The organism is Shewanella sp. SG41-4 (assembly GCF_014164505.1).
Taxonomy (GTDB): Bacteria; Pseudomonadota; Gammaproteobacteria; order Enterobacterales; family Shewanellaceae; genus Shewanella.
Window position 1 is genome coordinate 1 of sequence record NZ_JACJFI010000034.1, and the last position, 26,361, is coordinate 26,361.

Below are 26,361 nucleotides of genomic sequence, written 5' to 3' on the forward strand. Positions count from 1 at the left end.
AAACACGATTTTCAATTAATTGATGCTCAAGTAATGAACCCTCACTTGGTGAGTCTTGGTGCTAAAGCATTACCAAGAAGCGAGTTTTTAACGCTGCTTCATCAGTACAGAGATCGTACAACTTCAACGTCAATATGGAACAAACAAGAGGTGTTTTTTGAATCCTAAATCTGTCAACGTTGGAATAAGCCAACCTTTCGATTGCAATTATATTGAAGGTAACAAAGAGCAATTGTTAGTGATCCAAGAACCACAAATAGACCCTGCACTGTTTGAACAACTTCTTGCTATGGGGTTTCGTCGTAACGGAAACTCCATATATAAACCGCGTTGTCCCAGTTGCCAAGCTTGTCAGTCTATTAGATTGAATATTAATGATTTTATTTTATCAAAACGTCAAAAAAGAACCTTAAAAAACAATCAAGACTTACATTGGAAAGTTAGCCATACATCACGGCCAGAACATTATGAATTGTATGAACGGTACATCAACGAACGTCACAACGATGGGCCAATGTTCCCTGCATCACCAGCCCAATATGATGACTTTTTGTTATCTGATTGGTTACCGCCCATGTTTATTGAGGTGTTTGATCAAGACCGATTAATTGGGGTAGCGGTAACCGATGAAATGATGAGCAGCTTCTCGGCAATTTACAGTTATTTTGATCCTGATTATGCCGACCGTTCATTAGGTTCGCTGATGATTTTAATCCAATGCCAATTGGCGAAATCGTTAGGTAAACGATTTTTGTACTTAGGCTATCAAATTGATCAAAATCGGAAAATGAACTACAAACGCCAATATCGCCCATATCAAATTTTAACAGCACTCGGTTGGCAAGTTGGTGAAAATCTTACAGCTCTTTCTCGTTAACGGCCTTTACAGTTCAGTGTTTTTGGGGCATGATACGCCCGATTTTTTCATATTTGAAGGCTAATGGGATAACTAATTAATGGCGAAAGAAGACAACATTGAAATGCAGGGCACTATCCTTGAGACCTTGCCAAATACAATGTTCCGCGTAGAGCTTGAAAATGGACATGTGGTGATAGCCCACATCTCTGGCAAAATGCGCAAAAACTACATCCGTATTTTAACGGGTGACAAAGTCACTGTACAGTTGACTCCTTATGACCTATCAAAAGGTCGTATCGTCTTCCGCGCACGTTAATCGCTAGCCTCAACAATGTAAAAACCGACTGCCTGTCGGTTTTTTTGTTGTTATACCAAACTGCATAAATAAAGTGTATTCAACGTAAAGCAACACGCATCAAACAAGACGAATGTTCAACGTAATGGGTATCCCTTTATCAGAGCATTCAACCAACATCGCGATGGTTGTAATCCGTTTTGCAGAAGCACCTCATACGAACCACTGCTATGTTTATTGATTTAAAAAGGGAATACCCGTTTTGTTATCAATACCCATTGAATTGAACAGTAAGAAATGTTTTAAGTTGAAGACTTATTTATAAATAATGGTATTGGGCGCAATTAACACACATAAAAAAAGATGACCCATGGGTCATCTTTTTTAATGGCATATTTTCAAGCATATGGATTGATTATTACGAGACTTTTTCTAACGACTCGCAATCGATATTGATCTCACCTTCTTTAACGTCAATATGCGCAATACCACCCCTTTCAAGCACACCAAACAGAATCTCATCCGCTAACGGACGTTTAATCAATTCAGTGACAACACGCGACATTGGGCGTGCGCCCATCGATTTGTCATAGCCTTTCTCAGCTAACAAAGTTCGCGCTTCATCACTGACATCCAGCGTGACACGCTTATCATCAAGCTGTGCCTGAAGCTCAACTAAGAACTTATCAACCACTTTGGCGATAACAGTCATATCCAAATGATTAAACCATACAATCGAATCTAATCGATTACGGAACTCAGGTGAAAAGACTTTATTGATTTCAGCTAAGGCATCTTGAGTGTGATCTTGCTGTCTAAAACCAATCGATTTACGAATAGTTTCTTGAACGCCAACGTTGGTGGTCATCACTAAGGTGACATTTCTGAAATCTGCTTTGCGACCATTGTTGTCGGTCAACGTACCGTGATCCATCACCTGCAGTAATAAGTTAAATACATCAGGGTGCGCCTTTTCGATTTCATCAAGTAGCACCACACAATGCGGATTTTTAATCACAGCATCCGTTAACATACCACCTTGGTCATAACCCACATAACCTGGAGGTGCGCCGATTAAACGCGAAACGGTATGATGTTCCATATACTCAGACATATCAAATCGAATGAGTTTAAGGTTGAGACAGTTGGCTAATTGATTGGTTACTTCGGTTTTACCTACCCCAGTTGGGCCAGCAAACATAAAGCTACCTACAGGTTTCTTTTCTGAGCCTAAGCCACTGCGAGACAAGCGAATGGCAGCGCTAAGGCTCTCAATCGCCTTATCTTGGCCAAATACCACCATCTTCAGGTTGCGTTCAAGGTTGCGCAACATATCCTTGTCAGTCGACGATACCGACTTCTCAGGGATACGAGCTAACTTAGCGATGATGGCTTCAATTTCGGCTTGGCCAATAGTTTTCTTACGTTTACTTTGCGGCATCATCACCATCCGCGCACCCGCTTCATCAATCACATCAATCGCTTTGTCAGGTAAATGACGATCGTTAATGTGTTTTGCCGAAAGACTGGCTGCACTGCTGATGGCTGCTTGGGTATAACGCACCCCATGGTATTCTTCGTACTTAGATTTAAGTCCCATCAATATTTTAGTGGTTTCGGCAACTGAAGGCTCATTGATATCAATTTTTTGGAAGCGACGCGCTAACGCACGGTCTTTCTCAAAAATACTTTGATATTCTTGGAAAGTGGTTGAGCCCATGCAACGTAACTTACCACCGGATAACAATGGTTTGAGTAAGTTAGACGCATCCATAACACCGCCAGAAGCCGCACCGGCACCAATAATGGTATGAATTTCATCAATAAATAAAATTGCATGTTCATCAGCAGCTAATTCTTTTAATAAGCCTTTAAAACGTTTTTCAAAATCACCACGATATTTAGTGCCCGCTAATAATGAACCTAAATCCAACGAATACACCGTCGCATTGGCCATAACTTCAGGAACTTGCTTATTGACAATACGATAAGCTAACCCTTCTGCGATAGCCGTTTTACCTACCCCAGCTTCACCCACAAGTAACGGGTTATTCTTACGGCGACGACACAGCGTTTGAATAGCGCGTTCAATTTCAGCTTCACGGCCAATTAATGGATCGATACTGCCGTCTTGAGCTAATTGGTTTAAATTAGCCGCAAATTGCGCCAGCATGCTGCGGTCTTCGGGATGTTCAGATTGTTCGTCAATGCGTTCTTGATCTTGTGGTTCGCTAGAATCGTCTTCTTTTGACATACCATGAGAAATAAAATTAACTACATCTAAACGAGTAATTTCACAACGACGCAGTAAATACACCGCTTGCGATTCTTGTTCACTAAAAATAGCGACGAGTACATTAGCACCAGTGACTTCGTTACGGCCAGATGATTGGACATGGAACACTGCACGTTGCAAAACACGTTGAAACCCCAAGGTGGGTTGGGTTTCACGTTCTTCGGTTGATTCTGCAATAATGGGCGTGGTTTGTTGAATGAAATTAGCCACTTCTTCTCGTAAACGATTAACATCCGCCCCACAAGCAATTAATGCTTCATAAGCAGAAGGATTATCAATCAGCGCTAATAATAAATGTTCTACCGTCATGTATTCATGACGTGAATCTCTAGCTTGCTGAAACGCTAGGTTCAAGGTGACTTCCAGGTCTTTGTTCAGCATAAGCACCCCCTAAATTTAACCACAGACTGTGAGATATCGATTTTATACTTTCTCTAAAGTACACAGTAACGGATGTTGGTTTTCTCTTGCAAATTGATTTACTTGAAACACTTTTGTTTCTGCAATCCCAAATGGGAATACACCACACAGTCCTTTGCCTTGGTTGTGGATCGCTAACATAATATCTACTGCTTGCTGTTCATTTTTCTCAAAGAAACGTTGTAATACTTCTACCACAAAATCCATCGGGGTGTAATCATCATTGTTTAGCACCACTTTATACATATGGGGTGGTTGTAGTTCAGATTCAACCTTTTCCTCAATATGTTCTACATTGCCTATTTTAGCCATTATTTAATACTAGCCTCTCGTTTGGTTCCCGACCACTTGATATCATTAAATTAATTAAATGTTGTATTTTTGTTAATTACTACTTGACATATTTTCGTACAAATTTCATTCTGTTTGTTAGGCGGCGAATACTAGACCGCTGGATAATAAGTTTTACTATCTTACTGGTAAGTAGACAACAGAAGGAAGTGGAAGTATGGCAAACGGAACTGTTAAATGGTTCAACAACGCCAAAGGATTCGGGTTTATTTGCCCTGATCAGGGTGGCGAAGATGTATTTGCGCACTATTCAACTATCGAAATGGAAGGTTATCGTACCTTAAAAGCAGGTCAACCTGTGTGCTTCGAAATTGAAGAAGGCCCTAAAGGAATGCATGCTTCAGCCATCTCACCAACAATTTAATTGGTGAGATTATAAAACAAAAAGACAGGGATTTTAATCCCTGTCTTTTTTATTGCCTAAAAACTTCGCCTCAATCAATTTAATACACCTTCAATAGAAGATGTATTAATTAACAGAATAACTAACATCTGGTTAGGCAATCTGCACTGATTAACCTATAACAAACTGGTTTAATGTTGCACTAGGACGCATTGCTTGTTCAGCTTTAGCAGCATCTAAACGGTAATAACCGCCTAAATCAACTGCTGGACCTTGTGCACCGTTCAATTCAGCAAGAATAACGGTTTCATTTGCAGCCAATGACTTCGCTAAAGGTGCAAAATGTACAGCAAGTTCTGCATCAGCCGTTTGCTCAGTTAATGCCTGCGCCCAATACATTGCTAGGTAGAAGTGACTTCCACGGTTATCAAGTTCACCAACACGACGAGACGGTGATTTATTGGTGTCAAGAAACACACCAATAGCGACATCTAATGTGTCTGCTAATACTTGTGCTTTTGGATTATTAGTCGTTTGACTTAAATGCTCTAAAGACGCAGCAAGTGCTAAGAACTCACCTAATGAATCCCAACGTAAATGACCTTCTTTTTCGACTTGTTGCACGTGCTTAGGCGCTGAACCACCTGCACCTGTTTCAAATAAGCCACCGCCATTCATTAACGGCACGATAGACAACATTTTCGCACTGGTACCCAGCTCAAGAATTGGGAACAAATCGGTTAAGTAGTCACGTAACACGTTACCCGTAACCGAAATAGTGTCTTCACCTTTGATAATGCGCTCTAGCGTAAAGCGAGTTGCATCTTCTGGTGACATCACTTGAATGTCTAAACCAGCAGTATCTTGTTCAGCTAAATATTGAGTCACTTTTTTAATTAACTCAGCATCGTGAGCACGGTTGTTGTCTAGCCAAAATACCGCAGGTGTATTGCTTAAACGGGCACGCTTAACGGCAAGTTTAACCCAGTCGCGAATTGGCGCATCTTTGACTTGGCACATACGATATATATCGCCAGCTTCAACGTTATGACTCATTAACACATCACCAGCTTGGTTAATCACGTTAACCGTACCCGCAGCTTTAATTTCAAACGTTTTATCGTGGCTACCGTATTCTTCTGCTTTTTGAGCCATTAAGCCCACGTTTGGCACACTGCCCATCGTAGTTGGATCAAATGCACCGTGCTTTTTACAGAACGAAATCGTTTCTTGATAAACACCGGCGTAACAACGATCTGGGATCATCGCTTTAGTGTCTTGTAACTGGCCATCAGGGCCCCACATTTTACCAGAAGAACGAATAGCGGCAGGCATTGATGCATCAATAATGATGTCACTTGGTACGTGTAAGTTGGTGATACCTTTATCAGAATCGACCATCGCAAGTGCTGGGCGAGCGGCATAAACAGCAGCAATATCAGCTTCGATTTCGTTACGTTTAGCTTCTGGTAACGTACTAATTTTGGCATACACGTCACCAAAACCATTGTTTACATCGACACCTAGCTCAGCAAATAATTTTCCGTGCTTATCGAACACATCTTTAAAGAACACTTTAACCGCAAGACCAAACAATATTGGGTCAGACACTTTCATCATGGTCGCTTTAAGGTGCAAAGATAATAAAACATCTTCAGATTTCGCCGCATCGATTTCACGAGCATAAAAATCCACTAACGCTTTTTTGCTCATCACTGCTGAATCAATAATTTCATCAGCTAATAATGCTAAGCCACTTTTCAAAACAACGTCTTTACCATCTTGTTGAGTCAACACGATATTGACTTTATCAGCTGCCACTAGAGTGACAGACTGCTCACTGCCGTAGAAGTCGCCTTCATTCATATGAGCAACGTGAGACTTAGAGTCGCTCGCCCATTTACCCATTGAATGTGGATTTTTCTTAGCGTAGTTTTTCACTGAAGTCGGTGCACGACGATCTGAGTTACCTTCACGTAATACTGGGTTTACCGCACTGCCTTTAATTTTGTCATAACGTGATTGAGTTTCGACTTCTGCGTCATTTTTAGGTTCATCAGGGTAATTAGGAATGTCATAACCTTTTGCTTGAAGTTCAGCAATACAGGCTTTTAACTGTGGAATTGACGCACTGACGTTAGGTAATTTAATGATGTTTGCTTCTGGCTTATTAGCCAATTCGCCTAATTCAGTTAGCGCATCAGCAATTTTTTGCTCTGCGGTTAACTTTTCAGGGAAGTTAGCAATAACACGACCTGACAAAGAGATATCACGCGTTTCAACTTTTACGCCAGCAGCGTTAGTGAAGGTACGGATAATCGGTAATAAAGACAATGTGGCAAGTGCCGGTGCTTCGTCGGTTTCTGTGTATATGATCGTTGGAGTGTTATCTTTCATTTTATTTCCTACATTATTGTAAATTAATAATTTATTAGAATTATTTGCGTAAGCTTTTGACGGGCTTTGGTGGATAACACTCGCACAAGTGAACCGTGGTCAGCGACCATGGCACGCTTTTTTGTAAGCCAAGTATGTGAAATCCCCTATCCCATTTATTATTATATTTTGTTCTCAAACTTCAGGAGTTAGGCGGTTAATGCCAATATACCAGAATGATAAATTAGGTACAGATCACAATTTTTAGGCGGACATCATAGATCATTCTTTGTAATTTTCAAATTCCACTAAGGGCGAATACGCAGTAAACTACCATAAATAGATTTATATTCGTTCACTTTTCACTCACTTGTATTAGCAAAGGATGTTAACCATACCTTTATGTCAAAAATCGGTAAGTTCAGTCCATTTAAAAAAACATCAACTCACAGAACTAGCGCGTCGACAAAACTAGCCAATACTGCCTCAACAAGTCCAGTAAACACTAGTGCAGCCAATCGTGGCAGGGCAAAATCGCGCGCCCCACAAAAACCACGACCAGAAAACCCTGTCATCGTATTATTTAACAAACCTTTTGATGTGTTATGCCAATTTACCGATGAAGCTGGGCGGCAAACATTAAAAGACTTTATTCCAGTAGCCGATGTTTACGCCGCAGGACGTTTAGACCGTGACAGTGAAGGTTTACTATTGCTTACCAACGACGGACAATTACAGGCAAAGATCACCCAACCATCGCAAAAAACCTTTAAAACCTATTGGGTTCAAGTGGAAGGCGAACCGTCAGATGAGGCAATCAATGCCTTATGTAATGGGGTTGAATTAAACGACGGCATGACATTACCCGCTAAAGTCAGTGTAATGACATCTCCTGATATTTGGCCAAGAACCCCGCCGGTGCGAGAGCGAAAAGCCATTCCAACAACCTGGCTTGAAGTGCAAATTTGTGAAGGTCGAAATCGCCAAGTCAGAAGAATGACCGCACATGTGGGTCACCCAACCTTAAGATTAATCCGTTATAAAATAGGTCAATGGTGTCTAGATGATTTACCTAATGGTGAATACAAAGTGATCAGCACGGCAAAGTAATCGCTGGCAGACGCTTTATACAAGAGGGAAATATGACCGAACGTTATAAACCTAATACTACTGTAGCTTGCGTGATCCACTGTCAAGGTAAATTTTTATTGGTTGAGGAATGCATTAACGGTGCGGTTAAATTTAACCAACCAGCGGGGCATTTAGAGGCCAATGAATCGATTATTGCAGCATGCGCTCGTGAAATTGTTGAAGAAACGGGGCTTGAGTTGACACCACAAGCCTTAGTTGGGATATATCAATTTCAGGCAGCTACAAATTTAGCCTTTGTTCGGTATACATTTTGTATTGAGCTGGCCGAGCAACAACACGCCACACCTCGTGATAATGCCATTACAGCTACTCATTGGCTTACTCTTGCTGACATCACCGCCCTTAGCAACCAGCTTCGTAGCCCAATCGTGCTAAAAAGTATTGAAGATTTCTTACAACAAATCGATAAAAATCTCCCCGCACAGCACACACCATTATCGCTGCTCAATGTCGATTATTTTTAATGGCTTGTCTTAGGCTATTTGTATGTCCCTCAAGATAGCCCATTAAGCGAATGCGTGATAGAATACGCGCCGCGCAAATGTCGTATTTATTGGCAGTTTATGAATTATTCTCTTCGATATGGGCAACTATAATCTCTGCGATATTCGCAACTATATAGTATTCAAATTAACGACTAGTAGTATTCAAGTTAACGACTAGCAAAAATCTAGCACAATGCCTTGAAACATCGGCATTGCGACACAATATACATATTATCTATTTTCAAGGTTTTTAGGATTTATGACATCACTCAGCCCTACTTCAAACGGTAAAAAAGTCATTGTCGGCATGTCCGGCGGTGTGGATTCTTCAGTATCAGCTTACTTGTTAATGCAGCAAGGCTATGACGTTGAAGGCCTATTTATGAAGAACTGGGAAGAAGACGATACTGATGAATATTGCGCTGCAGCTGATGATTTAAAAGATGCTCAAGCGGTTTGCGACAAGCTAGGTATAAAAATGCACACCGTCAATTTTGCTGCCGAATACTGGGATAACGTATTCGAATACTTCTTAGCAGAATACAAAGCAGGCCGCACGCCTAATCCCGATATCATGTGTAATAAAGAAATCAAATTTAAAGCATTTCTTGAATTTGCCGACGACATTTTAGACGCAGATTACATCGCCATGGGCCATTATGTTCGTCGTCGTGATAATAGCGATGGCAGCGTTGAAATGCTCCGTGGGGTTGATGGCAATAAAGATCAAAGCTACTTCTTATACACCTTAAGCCACGAACAAGTTGCCCGCAGCTTGTTCCCTGTCGGTGAACTTGAAAAACATCAAGTGCGCGAAATCGCCCAAAAACTGGGACTCATTACTCACGACAAAAAAGACAGCACCGGCATATGCTTTATTGGCGAACGTAAATTCACTGACTTCTTGGCTACCTATTTACCTGCACAGCCTGGTGATATCGAAACATCAGAAGGTGAAGTAATTGGTACACATCAAGGTTTGATGTACCACACGCTTGGGCAACGTAAAGGCCTTGGCATTGGTGGCCTGAAAAACAGCAATGAAGACCCATGGTACGTAGTTGAAAAAGATTTAGTCCGTAATGTGCTTATTGTGGCGCAAGGGGGTAATCACCCTCGTTTAATGTCAACTGGTATGACCGTCAATCAACTGCATTGGGTTGATCGTAAAGGGCCAGCCAATAACAGCACAATTACAGTAAAGACCCGTTATCGTCAACGTGATGTTGGATGTACCCTCACCTATGACGACTCAGACAATATTACCGTGATGTTTGATGAACCTGTTGCTGCTGTTACGCCTGGGCAATCAGCGGTATTTTTTGATGGTGACATCTGTTTAGGTGGCGGCATAATCGATACTTTAATTCGAGGGTAATCCGTGAGCCAAACTCCAGATAGTATCTTGTTTGAACGCACTATGGCCTTCGCGGGTATTTTACAAGCGATTGGTCAAGTACAGTATTTAGCTCGCCACGGCGAAAGCGACAAAGAAGCCCTAGCGGCTACGCTCAATACTATTTTGGTGACAGAGCCTGAATCAACAGCTGAGATATATCAAGATAAAGCCATTTTAGACAATGGTTATCAACTGATTCAAAATCAGCTCGGCGATGGCAGTAACAAAGATGTCGAAACCACTCGTTATTTAGTTGGTGTGTTAGCGCTTGAACGCAAGCTTGCCCGCTCGCCCAATGGTTTGGGTATGTTGGCAGAGCGCATCAATCAAGTGCATCGCCAACTGGCTCACTTTGCCATTACAGATGAACAAGTCATTGCCAATTTTGCTAGCATTTACAGTGATATCATTAGTGAATTGGGGCCAAAATTACAAATATCGGGTAATCCCGATTGCTTAAAACAACCTCAGGTGCAAAACAAAATCCGTGCGTTACTGCTTGCTGCGATGCGCAGTGCAGTATTATGGCGCCAATTAGGTGGCAAACGTCGCCATTTAGTGTTTGCCCGTAAGGCCATATTTGATACAGCAAAACAAAGCCAAAATAACAATTAATCGAATCACCCTACAACAAAGTTCATCAAGGAGCTTCAAATGGATCTTTCCGCACTAACTGCTATCTCTCCGGTAGACGGTCGTTATGGTAGTAAAACCGCCTCATTAAGAGGGATTTTCAGCGAGTTCGGTCTTACTAAGTACCGTGTTCAAGTTGAAATCAATTGGTTAAAGCTATTATCTAGCTGCCCAGAGATTGAAGAAGTTCCCCCTTTTAGCGAAACCGCCCTTGCCGTGTTAGACAGCATCAAGGACAACTTTAGCGAACAAGACGCCCTGCGCGTTAAAGAAATTGAAAGCACCACCAATCACGACGTTAAAGCGGTTGAGTACTTTATTAAAGAACAAATTGCCAATAATGCCGAGTTAGTCGCCATTGATGAATTTGTCCATTTTGCCTGTACTTCAGAAGACATTAACAACTTATCTCATGGCTTAATGTTAAAAGAAGCGCGTGAACAAGTGCTAGTGCCGCATTGTCAGCAAATTATTGATGCCATCAAAAAATTAGCGCATGACAATAAAAGCGTGCCGTTAATGTCACGTACCCACGGCCAACCAGCATCACCATCTACACTTGGTAAAGAGATGGCTAACGTTGCGGTACGTTTAGATCGTCAATTAAACCAAATCAACGCTGTTGAAATTATGGGTAAAATTAACGGTGCAGTCGGTAACTACAACGCACACATCTCTGCATACCCAGAAGTAAACTGGCATGAGTTGTCACAGCGTTTTGTCACCAGCCTTGGCATTAATTGGAACGCATATACCACTCAAATTGAACCGCATGATTACATTGCTGAATTGTTCGATGCCATTGCCCGTTTCAACACTATCCTAATCGATTTTGATCGTGATATTTGGGGTTATGTTGCACTAGGCCACTTTAAGCAGCGCACTATTGCTGGCGAAATTGGTTCATCAACGATGCCGCACAAAGTCAATCCAATTGATTTTGAAAACTCGGAAGGTAACTTAGGTATCGCTAACGCGCTAATGCAACACTTAGCCGCTAAATTACCGGTATCAAGATGGCAACGTGACCTAACTGACTCAACCGTATTACGTAACTTAGGTGTCGGTATGGCTCACTCGTTAATTGCTTATCAAGCGACTTTGAAAGGCATTAGCAAATTAGAAGTGAATGAAGCACAACTTTTAGCTGAACTAGACAAAAACTGGGAAGTATTGGCAGAGCCAGTGCAAACAGTAATGCGTCGCTATGGTATTGAAAAACCGTATGAGAAGTTAAAAGAACTGACACGTGGTAAACGTATTGATGCAGCACAACTTGCTGTATTTATTGATGGTCTTGAATTACCAGAACACGTAAAAGTTGAATTGAAAAAAATGACCCCAGCAAACTACATTGGCCGCGCAGAAGCCTTTGTTGATGAGCTAAAATAGTTTTATAAGCTTATATATAACATTAGCGGTCGCATATGTGGCCGCTTTTTTATTGTATTACCACTCGTTAATTATCTCGACCTGAGGTCAATGATGTACACATTAAATATTGATACCCAAGCCTTTATTAAACAGCATTGGCAGCAAAAACCACTCGTAATCAAACAGGCTTTTGTCGACTTTGAAGATCCTATCGCAGCAGATGAACTTGCCGGCCTAGCCTGTGAAGAAGAAATATCATCACGCGTTGTGGTCACAAAAGGTGATGACTGGGACGTAGTGCAAGGTCCATTTGAAGACTATGACCAATTTGGTGAAGACAACTGGCAGCTATTAGTTCAAGCCGTCAACCATTGGTATCCTGACTCACAGGCTTTAGTCGAAGCATTTCGATTTTTACCAGACTGGCGCTTTGATGACTTAATGGCATCATTTGCCACGCCAGGTGGTGGTGTTGGGCCGCATATCGATAACTACGATGTGTTTATCATTCAAGGTGATGGCGAACGTCGTTGGAAAGTGGGCGACAAAGGTCAACATAAACGTCGCGGTGATAACCCTAACTCACCGCTAGTTGATGACTTTGAACCGATCATCGATGTGGTATTACAAAAAGGCGATGTACTCTACATTCCGCCAGGATACCCACATTGCGGCGAAACATTATCGCTCGCCTTATCATATTCGATTGGTTTTAGAGCCCCTAGCCAGCAAGAATTATTAACTGAACTCGCTGATAGTTTAATTGACAGCAACCAAGGCCACAAACGCTTTAATTCTGTGGATGAGCCAGCAACACCGGGAATGATCAGCCAATCGCACCAGCAAGGCATCATGGATTTATTGACCCAATTGGCACAAGATCCGGCCAGCTATCAAACCATGCTAGGTAAACTACTGAGCCAAAATCGTTTCGAACTTGATATCTGTGAAGGCGAAGAAGCATTAACGGCCGATGAGTTATTGGAAGCGATAGAGCAAGGTGCAATTATTCAACGTATTGGTGGTTTGAAAGTATTACAATTAGAAAATGATAATGAGCAGCGTTTGTTTATCAATGGCGAAGTGTACACCTTTGCTAATGTACCAAATGACATGTTACAGCTATTAGCTAATCAGGTAAGGATCACGCCTGAAGAGGCAAGTGTATTCACCGCCAACCCAGCGGCATTGGATATTCTGACTGGATTACTCAATCAAGGGTTATTCTACTTAGCCGAAGACGATTGCGAATAATCGTTAGCCTATAAGTCACTCAGCTTGATGGCGACTATCAACATGGGCTCATATCATGGCCCATAAAGCTCAAGATAATAAAAAAGGCACGTTAAGTGCCTTTTTTATGTCTATTGCTTCAAGTTACTCACTGACTTAGGCCGTTAATTAACCCCACAGCTTCTCATCTTGATTCATTTTATATAAGCTTTCTGCACGCGACACCAATAATTGCGCAAACTTCAGCTGAGTGGGATCTTTTGTTATTCCCGATTTATGTAGGTTTTCTGCTTTAAGTTGCCACATCATTGAAAAATGTCTGATCGCATCACGAGCCGTAGTCGCTACTTTTACATCAACATAGTCAGAAGGTAAATCACCTGACATTACCCAAAACGTTTGCTTTTTAGGTTGTTTCGATTCCATCTTCCAAATGGCTAAATAAGGAGCAAGATAACGGCTTTCGTCAGCAAGTACTTTGCTTGGGATCACCCCTTTTTCAGCCAAAAAACGGTTCGCCTTTTGAAATTGTGTACGAACCCACTCTTGTCTTAATGCCTCAGGCTCTGGTGTAGGCTGTGCAACCGTTTCTGCTACTTCTTCAGTCATAATACTTCCTATCTTATTGTTATATTACAGGTTAAAACAATAATGCAACCTGAAATCCAATCTCAAAAACACTGATACAACATACGTTACTTTACGTTTACGTAAAGTGGCAAGCTAAATTTCCACATCAATGATAAAAATAACTAAATCATGCTTTGTTGAGAGTATCGCTAAATGCTATCGTGCTGCAATAAATATAACAAGCAGTCGTTTGCGCCTTTTGTACTCAATTAACATAAGGTGCGAGAACTTTACTATAACAAGCTAGCAAGCGGAGATGTCACGTGGCAGTTTTTAATCATGTTTCGTTCGATGAACACGAACAAGTGGTCTTTTGTCATGATAAACAAAGTGGTTTAAAAGCCATTATTGCGGTCCATAACACTAACCTCGGCCCGGCCGTGGGCGGTTGTCGTATGTGGAACTATCAATCGGATGATGAAGCCTTAACAGACGTATTACGTCTTTCTCGTGGAATGACTTATAAAAATGCGTTAGCCGGTCTCACCATGGGTGGCGGTAAAGCAGTTATCATCGCAGATCCTAAGACAACCGACCGCGAAGCGTTATTTCTTGCATTCGGCCGCTTTGTGAACAGTTTAGGTGGCAAATATTATTCTGCTGAAGACGTTGGCGTATCGACATCAGATATCATGATAGCCAGCCGTGAAACTGAATTTGTTGCAGGTCTTGAAGGTAAATCAGGCGACCCATCACCACTTACCGCGCTAGGCACGTATCTTGGTATTAAAGCCGCCGTAAAACATCAACGTGGCATTGATAACCTCAAGGGTATTAAAGTGTCTGTCCAAGGTGTGGGACATGTTGGTTATTATTTGTGTAAGCATTTACACGATGCAGGCGCAGAGATGATTGTTACCGACATTCATCAAGCATCACTTGACCGCGTTGCCACAGAATTTGGTGCAACCGTTGTTGCTCCACAAGATATCTATACACAAGATGTTGATGTCTACGCACCTTGCGCATTAGGTGCAACACTTAACGACATGACTTTGCCATTACTCAAAGCCACCATCGTTGCTGGTTGTGCTAATAACCAGTTAGCTGAAGTTCGCCACGGTGAAAAACTTAAGCAAATGGGTATTCTCTATGCACCAGATTACGTGATTAATGCTGGCGGCATTATCAATGTGTCGTTTGAGAAAAACTATGACGCAGCAGCCTCTACCGCCAAGGTTGAACAAATTTACAATACTCTACTGACTATTTTTGAACGTGCTGATAGCGAGAACCGCACTACCGGTTCGGTAGCCGATGAAATGGCTAAAGCTATTATTGATGCCGCGAGATAGTTAATCAGCTTCATATTAGAACTGTTCAATGCCTTAATATGAGCTTAGAAACATGCATTTATAAAAATCAGTTTATAAATATGATTTTATAAACAAAACTAAAGGAAATGCCTGTGCATTTCCTTTTTCTATTTCCCATCCCTCTAAATATTGTTGATTACTGGTTCATCAAGTTGCAACAAATCGTACACATTAACGTCAACTAACTGCCCTACTCTAAAACAACACTGACGCAATCTGTGTATTAGGGCGAATAACTGATGATCTCACACAGTAAAAAAAGCAATCAACAACGCCAACCTTTATCTCACTTAACGCATAGTGACAAAATTCAGCATTTTCACGCTTTGTGGATATCGGATGTTCATTTAGGCAGTGTTGATTGTAAAGCAGACTTTTTATTACATTTTCTTAATCATAGCCAATGCCAATACTTGTATTTAGTCGGTGACATTGTCGATATCTGGGCACTGAAAAAACGTGTTTATTGGCCCGACAACCACAATAAAGTCATACAAAAAATCCTCGAACTGGCCAGTAATGGCACCCACGTTTTTTACATACCGGGTAATCATGATGAGGCTTTTAAAGATTATGCTGACAGTCACTTCCGAGGTATTACCTTAGTCAAGCAACATATTCATCAATCTCTTAGCGGTAAACACTTTTTAATGCTTCATGGCGATCAATTTGACTCACAAGTTTGTATTAGCCGCACCTACGCAAAATTAGGTGACCATTTATATGATGTCTTACTGTGGCTAAACCGGCAATTGCATCAAGTGAGAAGCCGCCTAGGCTATCCGTATTGGTCATTAGCCAGCTACATTAAACTCCGCGTAAACAAAGCTCAGCAAGCCATTAACCAATACCGAGATGCCGTACTGCGCTATGCCATTAAAAAACAAGTCGACATGGTGATATGTGGCCATATTCATCAGCCAGAATTATCACAGCATACGATTAATGGCAGCGTCATCACTTACGCTAATGATGGTGATTGGGTTGAAAATTGTACTCTCATTGCAGAAACCGAATCTGGAGATGTGCAGTTGCTCAAGTGGGATGAACAAACGTTGCAAGCTACAGCAGTAAACACGATTGATTTTGGCAGTTCAGAGGCTACATCAATCATCACGCCCCAAAAACAGCACGTTGCATAAATAAGGCTAAAATATGATATTTACTGTTGATAATGTGGTAGAAAAAAACCTGCCAAATGTGCATAACAAGCCTTGGTTAGCCGTGCCGACTAAAGCCATGTTACGTTACTTGCTTCATGAAAAGCAGTGTAATGACATTGCCAACGAACATGCGCATTTATCCGGAGTCGATTTTGTTGAACAAATTCTAGCGTGCTTGAATTTCAGTTACAGCGTCCCCAATAACGAAATTGAAAATATTCCCATTGAAGGTCGAGTGGTGATCTACGCCAATCACCCTATCGGTTCACTTGATGCGCTGGCATTAATCAAACTGATTAGTCAGGTGAGACCAGACATCAAGGTCGTTGCCAATGAATTACTAATGGCCATTAAACCGCTTCACTCCATTTTATTGCCAGTGCGCAATATGACTGGTGGTACGCCGAAACAACACTTAAATGAAATCCATCATCATCTCAAAAATGAAGGTGCGGTATTGATTTTCCCATCGGGTGAAGTGTCGCGTTTACGTCCTACTGGCGTCACCGACTTGCATTGGCATAGCGGCTTTTTGAAAATGGCTCGTGCATGTAATGCGCCGCTTTTACCAATATATGTTGATGCAAAAAACTCAGCTACATTTTATGGCGCCTCAATGATTTACAAACCATTAGCGACATTATTGCTGGTAAAAGAAATGTTTAAACAAATGGATCATGTCATGCCAGTGCGGATTGGCCAATTGATTGCAAAAGAAGTCGTCAGTACTCAAGATTTTCCGCTTAAAACCAAAGTAAATCTGCTTAAAAATCATTTATATCGCATTGGTAAAAATCGCAGTCCGTTATTCATTACCCAAAATGCCATTGCTCATCCTGAAAAACGCAGTGAGCTACAACAAGCATTACAACAATGCGAATTACTCGGTAAAACCCAAGACAATAAACAAATCTATTTATATAAGCATACTCACAGCAGTTCGATTATGCGTGAGATTGGCCGGCTTCGTGAAATCGCCTTCAGAGCCGTGGGCGAAGGTACCGGTAAACGTCGCGATACCGATAAATATGATAATCACTATTTTCATTTAGTGTTATGGGATAAAGACGAATTAGAGATTGTGGGTGCCTATCGTTTTGCCAGTGCCAAAATGCTCCACGAATCCATTGGTGAAAATGCGCTGTATAGCCAATCACTATTTGAATACCACGATGCGTTTGCTCCCTATTTTGACCAAGGACTCGAACTTGGCCGCAGCTTTGTCCAACCTAAATATTGGGGCCGCCGTAGTTTAGAATATTTGTGGCAAGGTATTGGCGCGTTTTTGATTAAAAACCCGCAGTACCGTTACCTCTTTGGCCCGGTATCGCTAAGCGATAGCCTACCGGTACCTGCCAAAGAGATGCTGGTATTTTTTTACCAACATCATTTTGCCACTAAACACGTTTTAGCGACTTCATTTAATTCCTATCAATTCACCGACGAACGTCAGCATCAATTGCACCAGTTATTCAATGGCGATGACTATGCTGAGAATTTTAAAATACTCAAACGGACGCTATCGAATATGGGTGTATCAGTACCGACATTATTTAAGCAATATGGCGAGTTGTGTGACAACAATGGCGTACAGTTTCTCGACTTTGGTATTGATGCAGAGTTTGGTGACTGTATCGATGGATTAGTATTAGTCGACATTCATCAATTAAAACCGATTAAATATCAAAAATACTTGGCCGGTCATTTACCCGAAACCAAAATCGCATCTTGAACAGATACAAGCTTATAACGTGAATAAATGGTTGAGTGGTTGTCATTGGGCGTTAAATGATTGTTACACTGATATTTATCTGATATAAAAGAATAAATACGTGGAGAATGGCTTATGACAACTGCTACCGAATTGTTGACAGATACCTTACCTGATAATGCGGCTAAACATTTCTGTGTCGCGGACATTATGACAACTCGAGTGGTTACCATTGATATGGATGACCGGCTGACACTGGCAAAAGAAATTTTTGACAACGTAAGCTTCCATCATTTATTGGTGCTTGATAACGATAAGCTGAGTGGCATATTGTCTCATCGGGATTTTCTTCGGGCACTTAGCCCCAATATCGGTACCGCTGCTGAATTAATTAGAGATACAGAAACCCTGCAAAAAAGGGTTCATCAAGTCATGACTCACAATCCATTCACTATCGCCTCTCATTGCGATATCAACATAGCAACCAAGCTTATTTTAGACCACGATATAGGGTGTTTACCGGTATTGGACAACAACAGCATCGTCGGCATTATTACTTGGAAAGACCTATTAAGAGCCTATTACGTTAAGTAAGTAGTTACCTTCTACCGGCATACCCGTTAACCAAGTAGAATAAGCGGCCTGTTATTCTCAGACTTTCAAACCATTATTATTAGCAATAGTTATTAGCAATAGTTATTCGCCATAAATATCAGCCATTGTTATTAGCGGTTGTTATACGCCATCGTTATTAGTCGTCCTTTTTATCCGAATATTCACCGTAAATCCCTACATGCAAGTATCAGCTTCATTAACCATAAATAACTAATGCTGAAGTGCCGATAAAACACATTTTGGCAATAGCACTTTCAAAAAATAAATATTACTAAGCTTGCCAACTAGATAGCTCAATTTCGTAAATTGTTCATATTTCTATACTGGAAAATGTCACATTACTCTGCTTTTATTAGACACAGGGCTCGTGGCTATCATGTGATAAGGACAGCATTATGATTAAGTTTACATACCACCTCAATCAAGACAATATTGAGTTACAAGCCAGTAATTGGTGCGGACTAGAACGGGTATTTATTAATGGAAAAGTGGTGTCACGCAAGTTCAACTTTGGTTTACAAAGCATGCATGATGTACTGCTTAATAATGGTAAAAAGTGTCGTTTTCAATTAATTGTCGATCCACAAACAGAGTTAGTATCTTGCCGAATTTACAAACAAAACCAATTGGTCACTATTTTAAATCAAGGTAAAAAACAGCTACAAAAAAGCCAGTTCCTTATCGAAACTGGCTTCGTTGTCGTGTGTGTCGGTATGCTCAGCTTGTATTGGCTAAGTTAACTAAACATAGTCCATCAGATTAGTATAAAACCAGCGGATTAAGTTATTAACCTATGGTGAAATCAAGCTGTACGGTAGACTTTGCTTCTGTTGGCTTACCATCAACAAATTTAGGTGCATAACGCCATTGGCTAAGCGCTTCTATCGATTCTTTTTCAAACTGAGCGCCACCTTTAGAGTCAATAATCTCAGGCGATTTAACAAAACCATTTTCATCTACCGTAAACGCAACTTGAACCCAACCAGACTTTCTTCTTTGGGCATATGATTGAGGGTAATTAGGGGCTTTTCTAAATAACGGGGTTTGTTCTTGCTGGTCACTCCATGGCGTCATTTTACCAATCGCAACACAATGATCAGTGGCTTTATCGCCCAGGCCTTTTTGCTCATACAGTTTCACTAACAAGGCATGCGCACGAAGTTCATAAGGATGGCTATATGGCAATGCCTGATACTGTTTGATAACTTCAACTAAATATTCAATAGCTTGAGTCGGCTTACCCATAGCATCATATAATGCACCAACGAGATAAGTAGCATCAACTCGTTTAATGGCATTCTCTGGTAACTTACTGGTATATATATCGTAAGCATCAAACGCAAAGGCTCTCACTGTGCGGGTATAATACTCGGTGCGCGATAATCGATAAAACGTAATGAGTTTGACTTCGGCTACCGTTAATTGATTATCAGCTTTATCAGCAATCTCTATTGCCTCAAATAATAACGTTTTTGCGTACTTATCATCTGTTGTCGATTCAGCTAATCCAACCAAAGGATCGATTAACTCAATGCCATTATCCGTCATGTTTTCACGGTATACGACTAAAGCCGATGTATATAATTGATGCGCCTTAAGTGTGGCATCATCTTCAACAACACGGCCCTGATTGTTATTCTTTGGTTCAACCATTAACGCATTTGCATAATTGATGGCTAACTTAGCGCTATCAAAGCTGTCTTGACCAAACTTAATTTGACCTAACTCATAGGCTTGTTGCGCATATTTAAGGGTATCTTGGTTGTTGTGGTTTTCAACAGAAACATTGTATTGCTGGTAAGCGTGTGAAAAACCATCTGTATCTGCAGGTTCAGCATAAGCAAATTGACTAATAAAAGCCGCTGCTATCGATAAGCGTAAAAGTGTCTTCATAACGTTCTAAATCCTTTTTAATTTTATCCTTAACCTTTTCTCGCACGACGAAAAATACTGGTCGAGTAATATTTAAGTCATTAACACTCCACTTTTACCTAATTTTATGACCTGCGTCAACTTAATGAAAATCTTTGTAAACAATATGTTGCGATATATTCCGCAATAGGCACACTAAATTATCCCGCTTGTAATTTATCTCAGCGCAAACTAATACAGGAGCCAAGATGTCTGCCATCACCAAATTGCTCCAAGCGATGTTAAGCAGCTTCAAAGACCTTATACCCATTATCTTAGTGGTTAGTTTTTTTGAAATATTTGTGCTACATCAAGCGCCTGCAGAACTTGGATCTATTCTTGTGGGTGTAGTGTTTATTGTATTAGGGCTGACCTTTTTTGTATTTGGTTTGGAAATGGGTTTATTTCCCATCGGCGAATCACTTGCAGAAGCATTAGCACGAAAAGGCAGTGTGTTTTGGTTAGTTATTTTCTCATTCTCATTAGGTTTTGGCACCACATTAGCAGAGCCTGCTCTCACGGCTGTGGCAAACGAAGCGGCACAAGTTGCCGCAAACGCTGGTGCGATAGAGTCAAACGAACAAGCCATGAGTTCTTATGCAATGGGCTTACGATTAACCGTCGCTATTTCGGTTGGTTTGGCCATTTTACTCGGTGTGATCCGCATTCTTAAGGGATGGCCAATCCACTACCTTATTATTGGTGGTTACGTGTTGGTGATGATCCTCACCAGCTTTGCACCCGCCAACATTATCGGCATTGCTTATGATTCTGGCGGCGTCACCACATCGACCATTACAGTGCCTTTAGTAACAGCCCTAGGGGTTGGCCTGGCAAGTGTTATTAAAGGCCGCAACCCTATGATTGATGGCTTTGGATTAATTGCATTTGCAAGCCTAAGCCCAATGATTTTTGTACTACTGTACGGCATGGTGTTTTTGCAGTGATCGATATCGCTAATAAAATGAGGAGTTGTTTTGCTGAATGAACTGATTAGCACTTTATTTCTGACTGCTCGTGATGTCATTCCTATCGCGATAATTCTATTTGGCTTTCAGCTGGGCGTGCTTAAACGCCCAATCAGCCAATGGCGGAAAGTATTGCTCGGTTTTGTTTATGTCATTATCGGCCTCACTTTTTTTCTTGTTGGTTTGCAATTAGCGCTATTCCCTATTGGTGAGAGCATGGCAAATCAACTAACCACCAGCGAGTTTTTACATCCAGATGGTGGTAATGAACCTTTTATTTGGCAAGATTATTTTTGGGTTTATGTGTTTGCTGCCGCAATCGGTTTTAGTACCACAATTGCAGAACCGTCATTAATTGCTGTGGCCATCAAAGCCAACCAAGTCTCGGGTGGCACCATTGGTATCCAAGGCCTTCGAATGTCAGTGGCGTTTGGCGTCGCGATTGGTATTACGTTGGGTTGTTTTCGTATTGTGGTTGGCGATCCCATTCACTATTACATTATGGCCGGCTATGTTGTGGTGGTCATTCAAACCTTTTATGCCCCAAAAATGATTGTACCTCTAGCCTATGACTCTGGTGGCGTAACCACCTCAACCGTAACAGTGCCATTAGTCGCGGCATTAGGACTTGGACTGGCCACCAATGTTGAAGGCCGTAATCCATTAATTGATGGCTTTGGCTTGATTGCCTTTGCCAGTTTATTTCCGATGATCACTGTTATGGGTTACGCCCAAGCGGTTGACTATTTATCCAAACGAAAAGCCACTAAGGAGTAACCTATGCGCTTTAAATTAATTGTCGCCTTTGTCGACGATGACTGTACCGATAAGGTACTTGATGCAGCGCGTGTTGCAGGCGCAACGGGTGCCACTGTGATTAATCATGCTCGCGGTGAAGGGCTAGAAAAAAAGAAAACCTTTATGGGGCTTACCTTAGATGTTCAGCGTGATGTGATTTTGTGGTTGGTAGAAGAACACATGAGCCGCAACATTCTCGAAACCATATCTAACGTAGGTGAATTTGACACCAATTCAGGCAAAGGTATTGCAATTCAAATTGATGTTGAAGATGCCGTTGGAGTGGCCCATCAAGTTCAAAAATTGAGTAAAGACATTGAGGATCAAATATGAGTAGCACAACCCCTATTTGTAATCGTGACGTAATGAATAACCATTACGTCATGGTTGATGGAATGCACACTGTGGCCGAAGCGATCCAAGAAGCCATTAGCAATAACGTCAATATATTAGTCGTTAATAAACGCAATGAACATGACGAATATGGCATGGTTCTCATGAGCGATATCGCTCGCAAAGTATTAGCCAAAGACAAGTCACCTGAGCGCACCAATATTTACGAAATTATGATAAAGCCAGTACTTTCATTGTCTGCTGACATGGATGTTCGCTATACCGCACGGCTTTTTGAGCGCTTCAATATCAATAAGGCCCCCGTGATTGAGGCAGGTGAGATTTTAGGTTTTGTCACCTATGACAATATTGTGCTTAAGGGCATGATAGCCAGATCATAATATGCATTTACTATACTCTGTAACTGTCGTTATTCGAGCTGGCGAATAATAAAATCAATTAATGCTCTGGTTTTAAGCGGCAGGCTTTTGTCTTTATACAATAAGTGAATTGGCATCGCATCTGGAGGCCTTAATGTGCTGACATTTGTCAATAATCCAGCATTAATAGCCTCTTGCACCACAATCCGTGGCTGCAAAATAATACCCAATCCATCTATTGCGGCTTGGGTTAATACCAAACCACTATTGGATAACAATCTAAAGCTGCGTTTACCAAATAGCTGACTGTGGGCAACCGCTAAAGAAGCACTTTTTGAATAGCTAAAATCTAAGCAATCATGCTGAGATAAATCGTCAATTGACTCTATTGGCGGATGTTGAGCTAAATAGCGAGGCGAAGCACAAAATACCATTTCGTAATTCATTATATGTCGGCCAATTAACGCAGAGTCATCAAGAGTGCCAATTCTAACCACCACATCTGCATGATCCACTATCGGATTGATTAGATTATTATCAAGCCGTAGTTCCACATCAATTTGTGGATATTGCAGTAAAAATTGATTCACTATCGGTGCCAGAACAATATTACCAAAGCTGACTGGTGCATTAATTCTAATGGTGCCTTTTGGCGTCGAACTCATCAACTGCAGCGTGTTTTCAGCTTGCTCAATGGCCATCAATATTGTCTGACACTCTTGGTAATAGACTTGGCCCGATTCCGTTAATTCTTGTTGACGAGTGGTACGGTTAATCAGCTTAACCCCAAGGTAGGCTTCTAACTGATTAATGTGTTTACTCACCATAGTCCGACTAATGTTAAACTGATGAGCAGCTGCGACATAGTTGCCCTGCTCGGCCACATGACTAAACACCTGCATCGCAGTTAATTTATCCACCGAATACCCTTAATATTGCATCAAACCAACCTTAATTATAAACCTATGGTGTTTTCTGTAAACACCAGAAAACCATTTTGCCATGCGCCTAACTGGTTTACGATGCCCCCATTATTATTAAGGGGTCGAAATGGAAAACAAACTGGATCAACAAGGCGTGTTTATCACCGCCGAAATTCACATTAAAGACCAAGTGCCGTTGGCACAAGGAGTCGCAGCTGTCCGTCAATTTTGTGCAGATATGAACAGCGAACCAGGCTGTTCGCTTGCTATGGCTCTGCAAAACAAAACTAACCCTAAGCAATTTGTGTTTTGGGAGCGTTATAACGACCAAGCAGCGTTTGATGCCCACTTTGCAGCTGATCATACCCAAGCATTTATCAAATCGGCGTTAACCGATCTTAAGCAAGCGTTTGACTATCAACTATTAACCACTGAGGGATAATCAATGTCTAGATCGATTAAGTGGGCCATATTAGGCACCAGTTTTATCTCTGGGGTAATGGCCGATGCAATTAAAGCGCAAGGTCAAAGTACAATTTATGGGGTTGCCGGACGCAATATCACAATACTGGCAGAGTTTGCTACCCAGTATCAAATTCCACATCAATTTACGGATTTTGATGCGTTAATCAACAGCCCTGAAGTCGATGTTATCTACATTGCTCTGCCAAATCATTTACATCATGAATACATAATCAAAGCGGCCAATGCTGGTAAAGCAATTTTATGTGAAAAATCATTGTCTGTAGATATGCCAAAAACAACAGAAAGCCTTGATGCTGTATCGCAAAATAAGGTGTTTTTCCTTGAAGGATTAATGTATTTAGCTCACCCATTTATGCAACAGCTAAGCAAAACATTAGCCACTGGTGTGATTGGTGAAGTAAAAAGTATTCGCGGCCAATACTGTGCAGCCATTAGCCAGTTTGTTAACCCTGCCAGCCTTGGGGCATTATTTAACTTAGGTTGCTACCCTGCATCATTAATGCAGTTAGTCATGCAGCAGCAATTTGGCACAGAGCAAAGCCAACAATACCAAATAGAAGCGACCGGTAGACGCGGCCAAGACGGTAATATTTGCGAATCAACCGCCATTGTCAGTTACAGCAACGGCGTGCAATGTCATCTGCATACCGCTGAAGACTATGGTCTGCACGCAGGCTTTACTATTTTAGGCAACTTAGGAAGTATTGAGTTCACTTCAAACCCTTGGTTACCAGAATCTCAGGGTAATCATTTTACCGTTAGATTATATGAACAAGAAGCTGAAGTGATAGATGTTGAAGTAGTAAACGTTGAAGCCAAAGGCAATGGTTTTTACTATCAAGTAGAAGCGGTGCTTAACGCATTAGACACTAAGCAATACACAGTACCTAGACCTTTGGTACAGCTCAGTGACTCTGTTGATATTATGCAAATGTTAACCACATGGCATAAAGCCGCATTAGAAAGCTGCGCTGCGAACCACACCACTGAACGCTAAACATTCGTTTACTCGCTGTTGCTGAATGTTAGATAATTCAGTAACAGCAACGTAAACGTAATCGCTGTGTTCATCGCTTAAACGTATTGTCGCTCCTTGGGGTAACTCACAACGAAAGATAAACGCTTGCGATTGATACGCACTGTGAAAATACACTCCTGACAGATATTGCACATCCACCTCACAGCCAAGCTCTTCTAAACATTCACGCTCTAATGCTTGATGAATCGTTTCATTAGGGTCAAGTCCGCCACCCGGCAACCCCCAATGTTTGTCACCATAAGTGGCTTTTAACAACAAGACTTCCCCTACTGTATTGGTTATGACCGCGTGAGAACTCAATCTAAATAAGTCATTAAATGCCATGATGGTTTCCTGTTATAAATAGAGGCTTGTTATTTTCTCTTTAAAAACTACCGCCATAACTGCCTTGTCCCAAGTAAATAGTAAATACCATAGATGCAACAAACTGTTGAGCTAACTAACCAAAAAGCCATAGAGTTTTGATGGATATCGGGTGATGACGTGAAAAAAGGCACAATTAACCCCGCCAATCCACGAATTAGGTATACAGCAGTGATTAACACTAAACATGTTTTTAGAAGCGGTAACTTAACAATTAAGCCCGCGCCCGAAAATGCGTAAAGCCCCCAAATACAAAGAACTGCAGCGATAATCAATGTGACAATGGTAGGATAAATATCACCGGCAGCAGCCATTTTAGCCATTTTTTCACCAGCACCAAAAAAGAGATACCAGTCTGGGCCGCCAAATATACAACTGATGTGTAGCAAGGCAGCGAAGATGCTTAAACAACCTGCAATAACAAGTAAACCATTCCTTTGCATTCAAAATCCTTTTGGCACTTGCTCCACTATGGAGTATGTAATAGTTAGTTAGTTCGTTAGTTAGTT

28 protein-coding genes are annotated in these 26,361 nt (G+C 41.3%); 20 read left to right on the forward strand and 8 right to left on the reverse strand.

Annotated features, from left to right (window positions below):
• Positions 1-157: 157 nt before the first annotated feature.
• Together H5202_RS05415 and infA are read left to right on the forward strand one after the other, a co-directional pair.
• Positions 158-877, forward strand: a complete 720-nt coding sequence (locus H5202_RS05415) for an arginyltransferase (RefSeq protein ID WP_182771157.1) — start codon at positions 158-160, stop codon at positions 875-877.
• A gap of 79 nt (positions 878-956) precedes the next feature.
• Entirely contained in the window at positions 957-1,175 is a 219-nt protein-coding gene (infA, locus tag H5202_RS05420; RefSeq protein ID WP_011496276.1) for a translation initiation factor IF-1, read from the forward strand.
• 397 nt (positions 1,176-1,572) lie between these two features.
• On the opposite strand, the gene clpA is transcribed toward infA, so the two are convergent.
• Together clpA and clpS are read right to left on the reverse strand one after the other, a co-directional pair.
• A complete protein-coding gene (gene clpA, locus H5202_RS05425; protein ID WP_182771158.1) occupies positions 1,573-3,831 on the reverse strand; it encodes an ATP-dependent Clp protease ATP-binding subunit ClpA in 2,259 nt (752 codons plus the stop codon).
• A 42-nt stretch (positions 3,832-3,873) separates the two neighbouring features.
• Positions 3,874-4,182: an ATP-dependent Clp protease adapter ClpS gene (gene clpS, locus H5202_RS05430; RefSeq protein ID WP_182771159.1), complete on the reverse strand. Its 309-nt coding sequence runs from the start codon at positions 4,180-4,182 to the stop codon at positions 3,874-3,876.
• 196 nt (positions 4,183-4,378) lie between these two features.
• Here clpS and cspD point away from each other — a divergent pair, with 196 nt between their 5' ends.
• On the forward strand, positions 4,379-4,585 hold the full coding sequence (cspD, locus tag H5202_RS05435; protein ID WP_124730599.1) for a cold shock domain-containing protein CspD: 207 nt from the start codon (positions 4,379-4,381) through the stop codon (positions 4,583-4,585).
• 150 nt (positions 4,586-4,735) lie between these two features.
• On the opposite strand, the gene H5202_RS05440 is transcribed toward cspD, so the two are convergent.
• A complete protein-coding gene (locus H5202_RS05440; protein ID WP_182771160.1) occupies positions 4,736-6,961 on the reverse strand; it encodes an NADP-dependent isocitrate dehydrogenase in 2,226 nt (741 codons plus the stop codon).
• Positions 6,962-7,342: 381 nt separating this feature from the next.
• On the opposite strand from H5202_RS05440, the gene H5202_RS05445 reads away from it, so the two are divergent.
• The 6 genes from H5202_RS05445 to H5202_RS05470 all read left to right on the forward strand — a co-directional run bounded on the left by H5202_RS05445 (position 7,343) and on the right by H5202_RS05470 (position 13,237).
• On the forward strand, positions 7,343-8,050 hold the full coding sequence (locus tag H5202_RS05445; protein WP_182771161.1) for a pseudouridine synthase: 708 nt from the start codon (positions 7,343-7,345) through the stop codon (positions 8,048-8,050).
• Between the two features lie 32 nt (positions 8,051-8,082).
• Positions 8,083-8,556 (forward strand): NUDIX hydrolase, encoded by a 474-nt coding sequence (locus H5202_RS05450; protein ID WP_182771162.1) that lies wholly within the window; start codon positions 8,083-8,085, stop codon positions 8,554-8,556.
• Between the two features lie 280 nt (positions 8,557-8,836).
• Positions 8,837-9,955, forward strand: a complete 1,119-nt coding sequence (gene mnmA / locus H5202_RS05455) for a tRNA 2-thiouridine(34) synthase MnmA (protein WP_182771163.1) — start codon at positions 8,837-8,839, stop codon at positions 9,953-9,955.
• Between the two features lie 3 nt (positions 9,956-9,958).
• A complete protein-coding gene (hflD, locus tag H5202_RS05460; protein ID WP_336244780.1) occupies positions 9,959-10,591 on the forward strand; it encodes a high frequency lysogenization protein HflD in 633 nt (210 codons plus the stop codon).
• 39 nt (positions 10,592-10,630) lie between these two features.
• Positions 10,631-12,001, forward strand: coding sequence for an adenylosuccinate lyase (purB, locus tag H5202_RS05465; RefSeq protein ID WP_182771164.1), 1,371 nt, complete (start codon positions 10,631-10,633; stop codon positions 11,999-12,001).
• Positions 12,002-12,094: 93 nt separating this feature from the next.
• On the forward strand, positions 12,095-13,237 hold the full coding sequence (locus H5202_RS05470) for a ribosomal protein uL16 3-hydroxylase (protein WP_182771179.1): 1,143 nt from the start codon (positions 12,095-12,097) through the stop codon (positions 13,235-13,237).
• A 147-nt stretch (positions 13,238-13,384) separates the two neighbouring features.
• Here H5202_RS05470 and H5202_RS05475 read toward each other — a convergent pair whose 3' ends face one another.
• Entirely contained in the window at positions 13,385-13,825 is a 441-nt protein-coding gene (locus H5202_RS05475) for a DUF4826 family protein (protein ID WP_182771165.1), read from the reverse strand.
• A 284-nt stretch (positions 13,826-14,109) separates the two neighbouring features.
• Between H5202_RS05475 and H5202_RS05480 the strand changes: the two genes are divergently transcribed.
• The 5 genes from H5202_RS05480 to H5202_RS05500 all read left to right on the forward strand — a co-directional run bounded on the left by H5202_RS05480 (position 14,110) and on the right by H5202_RS05500 (position 19,391).
• Positions 14,110-15,141, forward strand: coding sequence for a Glu/Leu/Phe/Val dehydrogenase (locus H5202_RS05480; protein WP_182771166.1), 1,032 nt, complete (start codon positions 14,110-14,112; stop codon positions 15,139-15,141).
• Positions 15,142-15,401: 260 nt separating this feature from the next.
• Complete coding sequence (locus tag H5202_RS05485) at positions 15,402-16,304, forward strand: UDP-2,3-diacylglucosamine diphosphatase (protein ID WP_182771167.1); 903 nt, start codon at positions 15,402-15,404, stop codon at positions 16,302-16,304.
• A 13-nt stretch (positions 16,305-16,317) separates the two neighbouring features.
• Entirely contained in the window at positions 16,318-18,057 is a 1,740-nt protein-coding gene (locus tag H5202_RS05490) for a GNAT family N-acyltransferase (RefSeq protein ID WP_182771168.1), read from the forward strand.
• Positions 18,058-18,246: 189 nt separating this feature from the next.
• Complete coding sequence (locus H5202_RS05495) at positions 18,247-18,630, forward strand: CBS domain-containing protein (RefSeq protein ID WP_259397199.1); 384 nt, start codon at positions 18,247-18,249, stop codon at positions 18,628-18,630.
• A gap of 416 nt (positions 18,631-19,046) precedes the next feature.
• Entirely contained in the window at positions 19,047-19,391 is a 345-nt protein-coding gene (locus H5202_RS05500) for a hypothetical protein (protein WP_182771170.1), read from the forward strand.
• A gap of 46 nt (positions 19,392-19,437) precedes the next feature.
• Here the strand turns inward: H5202_RS05500 and H5202_RS05505 are convergent, their stop codons facing one another.
• Entirely contained in the window at positions 19,438-20,544 is a 1,107-nt protein-coding gene (locus tag H5202_RS05505; protein ID WP_182771171.1) for an energy transducer TonB, read from the reverse strand.
• A gap of 227 nt (positions 20,545-20,771) precedes the next feature.
• Here H5202_RS05505 and H5202_RS05510 point away from each other — a divergent pair, with 227 nt between their 5' ends.
• The 4 genes from H5202_RS05510 to H5202_RS05525 are packed head-to-tail and all read left to right on the forward strand — an operon-like array spanning position 20,772 to position 23,062.
• Positions 20,772-21,509 carry a DUF1538 domain-containing protein gene (locus H5202_RS05510; RefSeq protein WP_182771172.1) on the forward strand — a complete coding sequence of 246 codons (738 nt, stop codon included), beginning with the start codon at positions 20,772-20,774 and terminating at the stop codon, positions 21,507-21,509.
• A 30-nt stretch (positions 21,510-21,539) separates the two neighbouring features.
• The gene (locus H5202_RS05515; RefSeq protein WP_182771173.1) at positions 21,540-22,307 is read left to right on the forward strand and encodes a DUF1538 domain-containing protein; all 768 of its coding nucleotides are present in this window, start codon (positions 21,540-21,542) and stop codon (positions 22,305-22,307) included.
• A gap of 3 nt (positions 22,308-22,310) precedes the next feature.
• The gene (locus H5202_RS05520) at positions 22,311-22,661 is read left to right on the forward strand and encodes a P-II family nitrogen regulator (protein WP_011637728.1); all 351 of its coding nucleotides are present in this window, start codon (positions 22,311-22,313) and stop codon (positions 22,659-22,661) included.
• Complete coding sequence (locus H5202_RS05525) at positions 22,658-23,062, forward strand: CBS domain-containing protein (protein WP_182771174.1); 405 nt, start codon at positions 22,658-22,660, stop codon at positions 23,060-23,062. The genes H5202_RS05520 and H5202_RS05525 overlap by 4 nt, the downstream gene beginning before the upstream one ends.
• Before the next feature lie 29 nt (positions 23,063-23,091).
• Here H5202_RS05525 and H5202_RS05530 read toward each other — a convergent pair whose 3' ends face one another.
• Complete coding sequence (locus H5202_RS05530; protein WP_182771175.1) at positions 23,092-23,961, reverse strand: LysR substrate-binding domain-containing protein; 870 nt, start codon at positions 23,959-23,961, stop codon at positions 23,092-23,094.
• Between the two features lie 130 nt (positions 23,962-24,091).
• On the opposite strand from H5202_RS05530, the gene H5202_RS05535 reads away from it, so the two are divergent.
• Together H5202_RS05535 and H5202_RS05540 are read left to right on the forward strand one after the other, a co-directional pair.
• On the forward strand, positions 24,092-24,406 hold the full coding sequence (locus H5202_RS05535; RefSeq protein WP_259397197.1) for a putative quinol monooxygenase: 315 nt from the start codon (positions 24,092-24,094) through the stop codon (positions 24,404-24,406).
• A 3-nt stretch (positions 24,407-24,409) separates the two neighbouring features.
• On the forward strand, positions 24,410-25,447 hold the full coding sequence (locus H5202_RS05540; RefSeq protein ID WP_220493773.1) for a Gfo/Idh/MocA family protein: 1,038 nt from the start codon (positions 24,410-24,412) through the stop codon (positions 25,445-25,447).
• Here the strand turns inward: H5202_RS05540 and H5202_RS05545 are convergent.
• Positions 25,409-25,813 carry an NUDIX hydrolase gene (locus H5202_RS05545; RefSeq protein WP_182771176.1) on the reverse strand — a complete coding sequence of 135 codons (405 nt, stop codon included), beginning with the start codon at positions 25,811-25,813 and terminating at the stop codon, positions 25,409-25,411. The two genes, H5202_RS05540 and H5202_RS05545, sit on opposite strands and share 39 nt — an antisense overlap.
• Before the next feature lie 47 nt (positions 25,814-25,860).
• A complete protein-coding gene (locus tag H5202_RS05550) occupies positions 25,861-26,295 on the reverse strand; it encodes a hypothetical protein (protein ID WP_182771177.1) in 435 nt (144 codons plus the stop codon).
• Positions 26,296-26,361 lie beyond the last annotated feature (66 nt).